The organism is Thiorhodospira sibirica ATCC 700588, from assembly GCF_000227725.2.
Classification (GTDB): Bacteria; Pseudomonadota; Gammaproteobacteria; order Ectothiorhodospirales; family Ectothiorhodospiraceae; genus Thiorhodospira; species Thiorhodospira sibirica.
This window is the reverse complement of sequence record NZ_MU255056.1, coordinates 1,139,213-1,153,305: the sequence shown is the minus strand read 5'-3', so window position 1 is coordinate 1,153,305 and position 14,093 is coordinate 1,139,213. Positions and strand designations below refer to the sequence as shown.

The following is a 14,093-nucleotide window of genomic DNA, read 5'->3' as shown; positions in this document are numbered from 1 at the left end:
GCGCGGGTGTTTATGGATCAAGCAACAGGCTGCGGCCTTGCATGCTTTCTGGCTGCGCAATCCCCATCAGTTGCAACACCGTCGGGGCAATGGCGCTCAGTCCCGCGCCGGTACGCAGGCGCCACGGGCTTTGGTCGATGATCAGGCAGGGCACCGGATACATGCTGTGCTGGGTGTGTGGCTCGCCGGTGAGCGGGTCGATCAATTCCTCGCAGTTGCCATGATCGGCGGTGAGAATGACCGCATAGCCTTTGGCCTGGGCCGCATCCAGCACGCGCCCGACCGCCTCATCCAGCGCCTCCACCGCTTTGATGACCGCTTCTCGCACCGCCGTATGGCCGACCATATCGCCGTTGGCAAAGTTGACGATGATAAAGCCGTATTGCTCTGCCTGGATGGCCTCCACCACCGCATCGGCAACCTCAACGGCGCTCATCTCTGGCTGGAGGTCATAGGTGGCTACCTTGGGAGAGGGCACCATTACCCGCGCCTCGCCGGCGAAGGGGTCTTCCTTGCCGCCGTTGAAGAAGAAGGTGACGTGAGCATATTTTTCCGTCTCGGCACAATGAAACTGCGCCACCCCGGCCTGACTGATGATTTCGGCCAGGGTGACACCCGGACGATCCGGCATAAAGGCGACCGGCAGGCCATAGTTCGGGTCATATTGGGTCAGCGTCGTCACGCGCAAACCCTGAAAAGCCCCGCGTGCAAAGCCTGTAAAGGCGGCCTGGGTCAGTGCCTGGGTCAACTGGCGCGGCCGGTCATTGCGAAAATTAAAGAAAATCACCTCATCATCGTTCTGCATCCGGCCTTCAGGGCAGAGAATGCGCGGGGTGATGAATTCATCCGTTTCACCAGCATTATAGGCATGGTCCAGGGCGACCAAGACATCCTCAAAGACCGCACCTTCGCCATCCACCAGCGCATTAAAGGCTTTTTCGGTACGCTCCCAGCGCTGATCCCGATCCATGGCATAGTACCGGCCACTCAAGGTGGCCACCTGTCCACCCACCGCCGCCAGATCCTTGGCAATTCCCTGCAAGGAAGTGCCGGCAGATTTGGGCGCAGTATCCCGCCCGTCAGTGATCACATGCAGCATGGGCGTGACCTGATGCGCCCCGCACAGCGCCAGCAGTGCCTTGAGATGGCGGGTGTGACTGTGTACGCCCCCTTCCGAGACCAGGCCGATCAAATGCAGCGGGCGCTGCTTGGCCTTGGCCGCCTCAATGGCCTGCACCAGCGCCGCATTTTGCGCGAATTCGCCGTTTTCAATGGCGTCATCAATGCGCACCAGATCCTGACGCACGATGCTGCCACAGCCCAGGGTCAGATGACCGACCTCGGAATTGCCCATCTGCCCTTCGGGCAGACCCACGGCATGACCAGCGCAATCGAGCAGGGTATGCACATGATGGGCAAAATAAGTATCCAGACGCGGGGTGTTGGCGGCATAGATGGCATTATTGTGCTTGGCGGGATTAACCCCAAAGCCATCCATAATGATCAGTATGGTGGGGGTACGCGGTGGGCGGGCGGCAAAAGGCATAAAGATGCAGACTCCGAGGATGAGAGATTAAACAGACAGGTCGGGGCTTTGGCGTGCATACATACACATCGTCCGTCCCCGAGCAGAGATTACACCTAGATTAAGTCGGATTATACGCGTTGACATCCACCCCGCCCTAAAGGACGGGGATTCCTAACCTCACGATCAGGACTTTCTGTTTCAACGAGACCAGCCGATGCCGCTTTACAGCAACACGGGACTTACGTTCTCTGTGCAGACTACCCCCGCCAGCCCGGCGGTTAACACATTGCGCGCTGCATTCACATCGCGGTCGTGGATACTACCACATTCCGGGCAGACCCAATCTCGGACAGACAGCGGCATTTTCGCTACGGTGTGTCCACACTCCGAGCAGCGTTTGCTCGACGGATACCAGCGGTCGATACCCACCAGCATTCGCCCACACCATTGCGCCTTGTACGTTAACTGCCGGACAAACTCCGACCAGCCTGCATCACTGATGGACTTCGCCAGACAGCGGTTCTTCTGCAGGTGGCTCACGGCCAGCGTCTCGACGGCGATCACTTGCTTTTCGTTGATCAACCGGGTTGAGCGCACGTGGCGGACGCATCTTGCGTTCGCTTGGTTTTCAGCGGCACCTGGAAGGTGCCGCCACGTCTTTGAAGGCGCTCGTCGTGTATTCCGCTGACTGCAAGCCGTCCTTGCGCTTGAACGCGGGATACCCGGCACGCTTGGCAAAAAAGTTGGCGAACGCCGTTTGCAAATGGCGTAACGCCTGCTGTACCGGGACGCTGCTGACTTCGTTGAGCCATGCATGTTCTGGCGTCTTCTTCAACTCGGTCAGTCGTGCGGAGGTCTCGTGATAGCCGACGCGCTTTTGGTCCTTGAACCACGCATCCGTACGCAGCCGCAGCATGTGGTTGTAAGCAAAACGCACACAACCGAACGTCCGGGCAAGGGTTTGTTCCTGCGCGGGCGTTGGATAGAACCGGAAGCGGTAGGCGCGTTTGATGTCCATATCCATACATTACACGCGATAGCGCACTGTGTAAAACCTCAACATAGAAAGGAGCGCGGGAGCGGGAGGCTTGCTTCGCAAGCCGCGCTATCCCTCCTTGGCCTTGCGGCCGGGGTTTCCCGCGCAAACTGATGAAATAAGCTATTGACCCGGCAATCAAACATATTTGCCAGTCATGGCCTGCAAGGCAATGACTATCAGCGTTCGCTTACGGTCCGTGTGCAGCGTCTCTAGCTTTGCAGCCAGCCTTCGATGTGTTCGGTCTTGGGCATTGAACCGCTGTGTACCAGGGTTTCATCAATGACGACCGCAGGCGTGGACATGACCCGATAGGTCACCAAAGCCTGTGGATTGGTTTCCTTGACCACTTGCACGGCCACACCCAAACGTTCGGCGGTGGCTTCAATCAGCTTGGCGGTATCTGCGCAGCGCGCACAGCCGCTGCCTAACACTTTAATTTGTTTCATGACGATCTCCAAAAAAACGCTGTAACTACAAACCCACAAACAATAGTGGTGCCAAGGCGTTGAGCAGCCAGCCGACCAAGGTAAAGGCCAGCAGGAGCAGCACAAAAATCAGCGCCAGTAAACGCCATTGCATCACCTGTTTGAGCAGCATAAATTCCGGGAAACTGGCGGCCACGGTACTCATGCAAAACGCCAGCGTGGTGCCGATCGGCACGCCTTTGAGCAGCAGGCTTTCCATCACCGGAACAATCCCGGTGACGTTAGTATACAGCGGAATCCCCAGCAGCACGGCCAGCGGCACCTGCCACCAGGCTCCGTCCATCAGGTGACGCTCTACCCAATCATCCGGCACATAGCCATACAATACCGCGCCCAGGCCAACACCGATAAACACCCAGATCCACACGCGACGCAAAATCCCCAGGGTCTCGTCGCGGGCAAAGTCGTGACGGTCACGCAGGCTCAGGCGTTTGCTCTCGGTGCGGGCATCGGTCATCGCACCCTCGGCATAGGCCTTGGCCAAAAAGGGTTGTAAATACCGCTCGGCGCGCAAGGCATCGAGGAGCGCACCGCCTAAAATCCCAATACTCAAGCCCACGACGATATACAACAGGGTCATTTGCCAGCCGAGCAAGCCCCATAGCAATACCACCGCCACCTCATTGATCATCGGTGAGGTGAGCAAAAAGGACATGGTGACCCCAATAGGGATGCGTGCCGAGGTAAAGCCAATAAATACCGGCACACTGGAGCAGGAGCAAAATGGCGTGACAGCGCCAAAGCCGGCGCCCAAAAAATACCCCGTCAGCCGGTGCTTGCCGGCGATGTAGCCGCGCACCCGCTCCAGATTCAGCGAGGCGCGCAGCCATGCCAGCACATAAATCAGCACCACCAGCAGGACAAAGATTTTGCTGACACTGGCGACAAAAAAACTCGCGGCACTGCCTAGCGCGGTTTCAGGGGCCAAACCGATCAGCTCATAAACCAGACGGTCCGCCAGATAATTGAATATTTCAAGCATTTAGTTTTATTGCCTTTTATGCAAAAAATAGGCATTACGAAGTAAACAGGAAAGCCGACAGCACGACAACACCTTGTCGGTGCCGCGTAGAAATGCGCCGCGTTGATGTGCGGCGCATGGCAGAGAGGCGATGCGCTGCGTCTTAACGGCGCATTTTGAGGGTGAGGAAGTGGGTTGCGCAAGAAATGCAGGGGTCATAATTGCGGATGACCGTTTCTCCGCGCAGGCGGATGGCGTCATCTTCATGATGCAGCCCGAAGGCTTCCAGCGACTGGCGCAGGTCTTCTTCCATGCGGGCCTGATTTTGCGCCGTCGGCGGGACGATGCGGGCGTGCAAGACCTTGCCGTCTTCACTGAAGCGGTAGTGATGCCATAGCAGGCCACGCGGGGCCTCGGTGGCGCCAAAGCCTTCCCCGGCACGCGGTTCGCAGACCACATAGGGGGTGTCGGTGGGTTGATGGTTTTCCAGCAGGCGAATCGCCTCCAGTACCACTTCGTAGGTTTCCACCGCCCGGGCGATGATGGAGTGAAACATGTTGCGACTGGGGAGTTGCCAGCCCGTTTCGGCCAGGGCCTGCTGGGCGGCTGGGGATAGCTGGTCATGGTTGAGATTAAGCCGCGCCAGCGGACCGACCAGGTAGGGCCGACCATCCAGCAGCGAATACAGCGCGGTGGAGTGAGCCTCATGCAATTCGCGGAAATGGCGCTCGTATTCATCCACCGCCAGATCGTGCCCTTGGTCGGAGATCACCCGACCGCTGTACATGGCATATTCGCTGGCATGGCGCAGGGCCACGTTGGTGAAATCCTGTTGATCGTCGGGCAGCGATAGGCCAGCAGTCCAGCCCACCAGCGCACGGGCATCGGGCAGGGCTGTTCGCAAGCCTTCCAGACAGCGGGCGAGCTGTTCAGGATTGAGGTTATGGTGAAAGCCCCCCGGACGCACCCCGATGGGATGCACCGAGCGCCCGCCAAACAGGGCGATAATATCGTTGCCCAGGCGTTGCAGGCGCAGACCGCGCTTGACCTCTTCGGGGTATTTGGCGGCCATTGCGATGCCGTTGTCAAAGCCGAGAAAATCCGGCAGCGCCAGCAGGTGAATATGCAGGGCATGACTTTGCAGCCATTCACCGCAATACATCAGGCGGCGCTGGTCTGTGACCCAGGCGGAAGGCGTGACCCCGAAAGCCTGCTCAATCGCCTGTACCGCGCTCATCTGATAGGCCACCGGACAGATGCCGCAGATCCGCGCAACTATATCCAGCACCGCCTGATAGGAGCGCCCTTCAAGGAATTTTTCAAAATAGCGCGGGGGTTCAAAGATGCGCAGCCGCAGATGCTCGATCTTGCCGTTGCGCGCTTCCAGCTCCAGCGCGCCTTCGCCCTCAACCCGTGCCAGCACCGGCACTTCAATACGGATATCACGCAGCTCGGTCATTCCGCCCACTCCAGACCAGCGCTACGAAATGCCGGGGTATGACTGTTGATAAAATGAAAGCGGTGGGCAATCTCTTCAGGCAGCAGGCCCAGCCCCACAAAACGACGCGCCAGGGCGTGTGTATTGGGATTTTCCGCCGGGCCAAAGCAGGCGTAGCAATCCCGCCCGAAGGCCGGACACAACGCGCCACAGCCCAGATGCGTCACCGGCCCCATGCACGGCTCGCCCTTGGCGACCAGCACACAGACATTGCCACGGCGCTTGCATTCTACGCACAATTTGTCTTTGTCGATCAAGGGCATGACCCCAAACAGCAGGGCACGAATCGCGGCAAAGACCTGCCGCGCATTCACCGGACAGCCCCACAACTCCAGATCCACCTTGACATGCTCGGCCACTGGCGTGGCGGTTTCCAGGCTGTCAATGTATGCAGGCTGGGCATAGACCGCCTGCGTCCATTGTTCGGCGCTGTGGCTGTTGAAATTGCGCAGTGCCTGCAAGCCCCCGGAGGTGGCACAGGCACCAATGCTGACCAGAAAGCGCGACTGACGGCGAACCTGTTCAATGCGCTCTTTTTCGTGCGGGGTGGAGATGCTGCCCTCGACAAAGGCGATATCCACCTCCGCCTCGGCATCCAGCGGTCCGGCCTCGGCAAAATGGACGATATCCACCAGTTGCGAGAGCGTGATCAGCGCCTCACCGGCATTGATAAAGGCCAGTTGACAGCCATCGCAGGAACTGAATTTATGCACCGCCACCTTGGGGCGCGGCTGTGGGCGCTGGTTTAGCTGATCCAGCGCGTCGGGATGTTCGGGACTCCATGCAGACATATCGGAGACTCCTTTGCTGTGATTGGCAGATGCCAGGAAAACGGCGGAGAGGGGCTATTAAAACCCGGTCACACCCAGCCAGGGCGCCAGCTCCGGATAATGAAACACCGGGCCATCCTGACAGACAAAATGCGGGCCGACCTGGCAATGACCGCAGTGATTGATGCCACACTGCATATTGCGTTCAATACTCAGCCAGATGGCCTCCGGCGGCATATCCAGGGCCAGCAGGCGCTCGATGCTCGCCTTCATCATCATTTCCGGGCCGCACAGCATGACAATGCTTTTGCGCGTGTTCAGCCGGGCCTGATTAAACAGCACCGTGACCTTGCCTACGCTAAACGGCCAGTTAGGGCCGCTGATATCCGAGGATAGCAATACCTGCGTATTGGGCAGGCGCTGCCATTGCTCGTATTGTTTGCGCCAGATCAGCTCATCGGTATGCTTGACGCCCTGCATGATCACCAGACGCCCGAAGCGTTCCCGGCGTCGCAAGACATAGCGGATCATCGACACCACCGGCGCACAGCCCAGGCCCCCGGTGACAATCACCACATCCCGCCCCTCGGCCTCACGAATCGGCCAGCCGCGCCCATAGGGGCCACGCAGGCCAATGCGCTCACCGACGCGCAGCCGGTCTAAGCCCCGCGTTACGCGCCCAACCGAGCGGATGGTATGTTCCAGCGGGCCGCGATGTTCCGGGTCAGAGACAATGGAGATGGGTACCTCGCCCACGCCATACAGATAGAGCATATTGTACTGCCCCGGCTGACAGCGATATTCCAGATCAATATCGGGGTCGGTAAATTCCAGATGCAGGGTAAAAATCGACGGGGTTTCGCGGATCTTGTCTACGACCCGCACTTCCAGCGGCAAATCCGGGTTATACATGGCTTGTTTCCTGCCGTGTCAGGGCCGCCACCTCAGCGGTTAAATCAATGCCCGAGGGGCACCAGGTAATGCAGCGCCCACAGCCCACACAGCCCGAACGCCCATACTGATCATGCCAGCTTGCCAGTTTGTGGCTTAACCATTGGCGATAGCGCAAGCGGGTCTCTTCACGCACCAGAAAATGCCCCATATAACTGTGTACCGCAGTAAAGCACGAATCCCACTGGCGCTGGTGCGTGGTCTGCGTACCATCCAGGGTCGGTACGCTGTGTTCGGCATGGCAAAAACACGTTGGACACACTGCCGTGCAGTTGCCACAGGACAGACAGCGCATCCCGATTTTGTCCCAGTGCCGATCCTCCAGGCGGGCATACAGCGCTTCACGCAAATTCTGCGAAGGCAGGCTGCGGCTTTGCTGCAAGGCAGCGGTTTCAATCTCGGTCTTGGCCAGCTCGCGCTGGCGCTCGGTGGCGTCATCCAGTGCCAGCGTGCGGATGAGCTCGCCACCGCGCAAACTCCCGGCTTCCAGAATAAAACCCTCATCGAGTTCTGACAGGGCGATATCAAAGCCAATCGCGGCCTTGGGGCCATCCCCGGTGGAGGCACAAAAGCAGGTTTTGGCCGGATGGGTGCAATGCACCGCCAGCAAAAACAGACTCTCGCGGCGCGCTCCGTAATGAGGGTCATGAAAACGCCCCCCGAGGAAATGCCGCTCCTGCAAGCGCAAGGCCACCAGATCACAGGCGCGCACCCCAATGACGGCGGTGGGAGAATGGTTGACCGTGGGATTTTTAAAGCGCAGACAGCCCTCGGCATCACGCTCGCAGTGCCACAGCACTTCTTGGGGCGCAAAGGTCAAGGGCTTGAGCGTCTGCGTCCCGTTGGCCCAGCTAAAGCATCGCCCGCTATCGGCCTGATGCAGACGATAACGCCCCGGCGCCTGTTCATCGCGATAGCCATGCGGCAACTGCGCCGCCGAGGTTAATGTGTCATAGACAATAGCCCCATCGCGAGCAATCGGGCCGACTAACCGGTCAAAACCGGCTTTGCGTAAGGCATCGAGCAATTGATCCAATGCATTGCGCGGCAAAAAGGCATATTGAGTATCCATACTCCCGATTCTATGCCCTCAACATCGTGAATACGTTGATCCAAAGCAAGCTTATGACACATTTTGCCGCGATGTCCGAGGAACCTGGGTTCGATACGCCAAGGCGGCGCTGTCCAGCCAGGGCGAAGGCATGTAAACACGCGCCATCTGGAAGATACCGCCATGATTCAGGCCGTTGCAGGGCTGAGATAGCGATCCAGAACCTCGATCAGTGAGTGCAGGGTGATGGGTTTGGCGAGGTAGTCGTTCATGCCCGCTTGCAGGCATTTTTCCCGATCCAGATGCATGGCGTGGGCAGTAATGGCAATGATCGGGATGTCCTGGCTGGAGCGCATGGGGGTGGCGTGGGCGCGAATCTGGCGGGTGGCTTCCAGACCGTCCATGATGGGCATTTTTACGTCCATGATCACCAGATCATAATGGGTCATTTCCAGGGCGTTGAGCGCTTCTGCGCCATGGGCGACGGCATCAGCACGCAGGCCGAGTTTTTTGAGCATTTGCATCATCATGCGCTGGTTAATCAGATTATCTTCCACGAGCAGGATGCGGGCCTTGCAGTCAGCAAAGCGCTTGATCGCCTCGCGCACGGTGTGACGGGTGATGATCTGTGCGGCATTGAGGGTGCTGCTGGCGTCGGCCGTGGTGGGTTTAGCAAGCACCAGGGATAAGGCGCCTTGCAGTTCATGGGGCTTGACCGGCTTGGTAAGGTAGGCAGCAAAGCCCAATGTTTCATAATAGCGCGCATCACCGCGTATCCCCAGCGGGGTGAGCAGGATCAGGCGGGTGGCCTGCAGGCGCGGTTCCTGGCGTAGCGCGCTGCTGATCGCCTCACCTTCGTCACGCGACATCTGGGTGTTCACCAGCATGATGTGGAAGGGATCGTCAGCGGCAGCCTCGCGCAGTCGCTCGAATGCGCCTTGCTGGTCGATGACGTGGGTGATACGCATCCCCCAGGACTGCAGTTGTTGTCCGAGCATATCGCCATGTCCCTGACTGGCGTCAAGAACCAGGACGCGGGCGCCTTTGAGTTCGGCGCGTTCCCGTGGGGATTTTTGGAGATCTTCGGGCTGTTTTTCCAGGCGGACAGTGAACCAGAATTCCGAGCCTTGGCCCGCTTCGCTGACAACACCGATCTCGCCGTGCATCATTTCGGTGAGTTGTTTGGCAATGGCCAGGCCCAGCCCCATGCCGCCATAGCGCCGGGTGGTGGAGCTGTCTACCTGGGTGAATTTTTCAAACAGCTGCCCCAACTTGTCTGGCGGAATCCCAATGCCGGTATCACGCACGGCAAAGCGCAGCACGGCCATATCGCTTTGTTGCTGAACGCAGGCGACACGAATGGCAATTTCGCCTTTGGGGGTGAATTTGATGGCGTTGCAGATGAGGTTGCTAAGAATTTGCCGCAACCGCCCCGGATCACCGCGCATATGCCGGGGCAGGCCAGGTTCAAGGGTATAAAACAGCTCCAGGCCCTTGTCATAGGCGCGCAGCGCCATAATATCCACCAGATCGCCCAGCATTCCTTCCAGATCAAAGGCCAAAATCTCCAGATCAAGCTTACCGGCCTCGATTTTGGAGACATCGAGAATGTCGTTGATCATGCTCATCATCAGCTCACCGCTATTGCGCACGATGGCGGCATATTCCCTTTGTTCCTCGGTAAGCTCGGTTTCCAGCAACAGGCCATTCATACCAATGACGCCATTCATCGGGGTACGCAGTTCATGGCTGATATTGGCGAGAAATTCGGTTTTGGTGGCATTGGCGGCCTCGGCCTGAAAGGCCATCTGGGTCGCCAGACACATTTGTTTTTTTAGGGCCTCGTTGACTTCAAAGATTTCCTGCTCGGTTTCTTTGCGGGGGGTGATGTCGGTGTCAGCACCCTGGTAGCCGCGTAACTGGCCATCTTCATCAAACAAGGGAATGCCGTTACTGGATAACCAGAGGGGCTGGCCGTTGCGGGTTTTAGTCAGCAGCTCAAGGTTTTGGAAGGGGCGCCCCTGCTGCCAGAGGGTATGCAGATCTTCGCCGGTCTGTGAATCGAACGCCTGGGCGTGCAGTTCTTCAAAGGGTTTTATACCGATCAGCTCACCGGGCGGGTAGCCCAATACCTCATACACCACATCACTGAGGTAGACATAGCGCCCTTGGGCATCGGTTTCCCAGATGATGGTGCGGCTTTGTTGGGCCAGATGGTTAAAGCGGGCCTCACTTTGGCGCAGGGAAGCGGTGCGCTCCGAGACCTTTTGTTCGAGAATTTCGCGGCGCAAAAATACCGCGCTGACCACCGCTGCCAGCGCCAGGGTTAAACAAAGTCCCATGATGCCGGTCAGCCAGACCGCACGCACCGGATACAGGGCCATAAAGGCCGGGCCGGCATAGGCATTCAGCACAAAGGCATTGCCCAGTGCCAGGATGGGTCGCTGCAAGGACAGGGTCGGCTGACACTCACTTTCCCAGGAAAGCGCCAACGGTGTAGCGGGTGCCGTATGGCCCTGCAAAGACAGACTCAACATCACCGTTTCATCGGGGCTTGAGCTGGCCAGGAGACTGGGTAAAGACAGCATCGCCACGACAAAGCCGCGCAGGGCCTTGGGGTCGGTCTGATGAAAGACCGGGCGATAGATCAACACCCCCTGCTCATGCGGGAAGTTCTTGATCAGCGTCAGCGGTTTGGAACTGGTCGCCAGCCCGGTGTGTGCAGCATATTCCAGAGCCTCGCGGCGCAGTCCCTCAGAGCCCATGTCATAGCCGAGCAGGCGCTGGGTGTCATGGTGGGCGGTGATGTAATGGATCGGGAAATACTGTGCGCGCTGGCTGACGCCTTGGCGAATGCCGTGCGCGTTTTGTTCCCAGATAACAAAGTCTGCGATGCCTTGAGCCTGTATCTGTTGCTCAAAGGCGCTGCGCTGGGCATCGGTAATGGCCGGCACCCAGGCCCAGGCATCAATCGCCGGATTTTGCAAAAGATAGGCGCTGTAATAATTAAACTGGGCTGCTGTGATCTCTGTCTGGGTCTCATAAAAGCGCGCCAGGCCCTCAAGCTCGGTATCCAGGATGCCGCGCATATCCTCCAAAAAACCGGCGGTTTTGGTGATTGCCAAGGTTTTAAATGAAGCGCTGCGGGCCTGGGCTTCATCCTGATGGGCATTGCTGGCGATAAACAGGGTCACGGATAATCCGGCAAGCACCGCCAGACTGACCGCCAGCAGACGCAGCTTATACGGCGAGGTCTGCGGGTCTTTGGCATAACGGGCAAAAGCCCACACGCCGAGCAGCAAAATGCCCAGCAAGATCAGCATAACCAGCAGCGAAGGCAGGCCCGCTGCAATAATCTCCCCACGCCACAGGGTGATGTTAAGATCCATGCCAAGGACTGCATAGGCTTCCGGCGGCGTCTCAGATAAGCTCATAGCGCCGCCGGGCAGTGGCACAAAAGCGGAGATCCATTGCCCCCAGCGGTCACGATATGGCCCTTCAAGGATGGCGGTGCGCTGCTTAAAGGCATAGCGCAAGCCTTCCGGGGCCTCAACATAAGCGGTTCCGCTCAAGGCTTTGGCCTTGTCTGCGGGTGCATCACTGCTGATGAAGAAAAAAACTGCGGGGTCGTCTGTTGTGTGCGGTGGCGATGCCAAGCCCATCAGATAAATGGCGGCATAATCCGGGTAAGTGCTTTTAATCGCCGCCAGCTGGGTTTTAAGACGCTGATAGCTGGGGCTGTCTTGCTGCGCCACCCGCGCCCGGAGGTTGAGCAGGTGATCCGGTGGAATGCTTTGGGCGATTAACTGCGTAGTGAGTAACAAATCCTCGCGGATTTTTCGATCCGCTTTTTGCATGGCCCAAATGCTGGAGAGCACCCCGGAAATCAATACCGTGATCACCATCATGATGATCCAGATCCGGCTGACCTTGTGAGTGTTGGGCCTGTTTCCACTGCTATGCATCACGAAAATCCTATATCGCAAAGTTGAAATCACGGCATAAGGCGGCGTTGAATCGGCATTCCCGCAGCCTTGCATGGCTTATCGCAGCAGGCGCACCGCATACAGCCCGCGCAGTGAATTGAGCAGATATATCGCCTCCGCCTGCTGCACCTGCTGCCGCGTCAAGACCCGTTCGCACAGCAGGCCACGCTTGAGCAGATAGGCCCGCAGTGTCCCCGCCAGCAAGCCACAGTGCTGCGGAGGCGTATACAGCCGCTGCCCCATGCGTAGCGCAATATTGGCGCGTGTCGATTCGGTCACTTCATCCCGCTCGTTGAATAATAATACATCCTCATCACCGGGCCGAGAGGCCAAGGCTTGCGCATAAGCCTGACGGTGCGTGGTTTTGTGATACAAAAACACATCCTGCGAATGCACCGCCTGAGCGGCCAGGCGGATGGCTGGCGGGGTGCGAAATGGCGACGGCGCATGGGTGGCGGTCACGGTCATATCGCCATTGCGTTTGAGCAGTAAGCGCACCCGGCGCGGCTGCTGGCCAAAGCGCTCAGCCAGGCGCACCAGCTTGGCCTGAATCATCGCAATATCTGCGCCAAAATCAAAATAACGGGCCGACTCACACAAGCGGTTCAAATGTTCATCCAGCAGAAAATAGCCCTGCTGCGGCGTCCATAACAGAGTTTCAAGCAGCTCAAAGGTGGGCATGGCTTGGCGCAATACCCGCGCCTTGGCAAAGCACTCCGCAAATTCCTCCTCCGCCCTGGAATCCCACACAATCCCACCCCCGGTGCCATACTCGGCGCGGTGGCGCACTTTATCCAGCAAGACGGTACGAATCGCCACATTAAAACAGGCCTGACGCCCTGGGCCAAACCAGCCAATGCTGCCGGTATAGATACGCCGGGGCGCGGTTTCTGTGTGCGCGATGATCTGCATACTCGCCGCCTTTGGTGCGCCCGTAATCGAGGCGGCTGGAAACAGATGCGCGATGATCTGGGCAATGCTGGCGTCAGTGTGCGCCTTGACCGTGCTGGTCATCTGCCAGACCGTGGCGTGTTTTTCCAGCGCAAACAGGGCCTCGGTGCGCACCGTGCCGGTTTTGGCAATGCGCCCCAGATCATTGCGCACCATATCCGTAATCATCAGATTTTCTGCCCGGTCTTTGGAGGCCGCAGAGAGCTGCGCCGCGCACTGCTGATCCTGTGCCAAACTCAGGCCGCGTGGGCGCGTGCCCTTCATCGGACGCGATATCACGATTTCCCCATCCAGACGAAAAAACAACTCCGGGGAAAAACAGCATAAAGCCCAGTCATCGCTGTGCAGATAGGCGGCATAGGGCGGCGGCACTGCGCCGCCATAGGACTGGAAAAAGCTCCAGGCATCGCCCGCAAAGGGGCTTTGCAAACGAAAGCTGTAATTGACTTGATAACTATCACCGGCGCGCAGATGTGCTTTGATGCGCTCAATGGCAGCAGCATAGTCTGTGGCACCCACCGAAGGCTCCCAGGACAGCACAGGCATGGGCGTCATGGCCGGTGGCAAATGGCTAAAGCGCTCACACTGCGCAAACAGTGCAAACCACAGCAAGGGAAACGCCCCATCAGCACGCACTGACAAGGCCGCATCAAAGGCCGGGGCCGCTTCATAGGCCAAAAATCCCGCCGCATACCAATGGTGGGCGGCTACCTCAGCCTCGATAAGTGCCAGCATCGGCACCACCTCATCTAACCGGGTGGCCACCATCACCCGGCAGGGATTGCGAAACACCAGCCATTGCTGCTGCTCCGGGTCACGCAAAATCGCCAAATGACGCGCTTGTGAAATCAAAGTAAACACCCCTGCAGAACA

General features: G+C 58.3%; 11 protein-coding genes. All 11 read right to left on the bottom strand.

Features of this window, described 5'->3' with window-relative positions:
• Positions 1-10: 10 nt before the first annotated feature.
• The gene (gene gpmI / locus THISIDRAFT_RS05525) at positions 11-1,546 is read right to left on the bottom strand and encodes a 2,3-bisphosphoglycerate-independent phosphoglycerate mutase (protein ID WP_006786894.1); all 1,536 of its coding nucleotides are present in this window, start codon (positions 1,544-1,546) and stop codon (positions 11-13) included.
• Between the two features lie 204 nt (positions 1,547-1,750).
• Positions 1,751-2,125, bottom strand: a complete 375-nt coding sequence (locus THISIDRAFT_RS15165; RefSeq protein WP_336245398.1) for an RNA-guided endonuclease TnpB family protein — start codon at positions 2,123-2,125, stop codon at positions 1,751-1,753.
• 31 nt (positions 2,126-2,156) lie between these two features.
• The gene (locus THISIDRAFT_RS15160; protein WP_336245397.1) at positions 2,157-2,546 is read right to left on the bottom strand and encodes an RNA-guided endonuclease InsQ/TnpB family protein; all 390 of its coding nucleotides are present in this window, start codon (positions 2,544-2,546) and stop codon (positions 2,157-2,159) included.
• A gap of 230 nt (positions 2,547-2,776) precedes the next feature.
• The gene (locus THISIDRAFT_RS05515; protein WP_006786891.1) at positions 2,777-3,013 is read right to left on the bottom strand and encodes a thioredoxin family protein; all 237 of its coding nucleotides are present in this window, start codon (positions 3,011-3,013) and stop codon (positions 2,777-2,779) included.
• 25 nt (positions 3,014-3,038) lie between these two features.
• The gene (locus THISIDRAFT_RS05510; protein ID WP_006786890.1) at positions 3,039-4,034 is read right to left on the bottom strand and encodes a permease; all 996 of its coding nucleotides are present in this window, start codon (positions 4,032-4,034) and stop codon (positions 3,039-3,041) included.
• Between the two features lie 142 nt (positions 4,035-4,176).
• A complete protein-coding gene (locus tag THISIDRAFT_RS05505; RefSeq protein ID WP_006786889.1) occupies positions 4,177-5,472 on the bottom strand; it encodes a Ni/Fe hydrogenase subunit alpha in 1,296 nt (431 codons plus the stop codon).
• Entirely contained in the window at positions 5,469-6,302 is an 834-nt protein-coding gene (locus tag THISIDRAFT_RS05500) for an NADH-quinone oxidoreductase subunit B family protein (RefSeq protein ID WP_006786888.1), read from the bottom strand. The genes THISIDRAFT_RS05505 and THISIDRAFT_RS05500 overlap by 4 nt, the downstream gene beginning before the upstream one ends.
• Before the next feature lie 57 nt (positions 6,303-6,359).
• Positions 6,360-7,193: an FAD/NAD(P)-binding protein gene (locus tag THISIDRAFT_RS05495; RefSeq protein WP_006786887.1), complete on the bottom strand. Its 834-nt coding sequence runs from the start codon at positions 7,191-7,193 to the stop codon at positions 6,360-6,362.
• Entirely contained in the window at positions 7,186-8,304 is a 1,119-nt protein-coding gene (locus tag THISIDRAFT_RS05490) for a 4Fe-4S dicluster domain-containing protein (protein WP_006786886.1), read from the bottom strand. The genes THISIDRAFT_RS05495 and THISIDRAFT_RS05490 overlap by 8 nt, the downstream gene beginning before the upstream one ends.
• Positions 8,305-8,471: 167 nt before the next feature.
• Positions 8,472-12,248, bottom strand: a complete 3,777-nt coding sequence (locus THISIDRAFT_RS05485; RefSeq protein WP_006786885.1) for a response regulator — start codon at positions 12,246-12,248, stop codon at positions 8,472-8,474.
• Between the two features lie 78 nt (positions 12,249-12,326).
• A complete protein-coding gene (locus tag THISIDRAFT_RS05480; protein WP_006786884.1) occupies positions 12,327-14,072 on the bottom strand; it encodes a chorismate-binding protein in 1,746 nt (581 codons plus the stop codon).
• Positions 14,073-14,093: the final 21 nt, after the last annotated feature.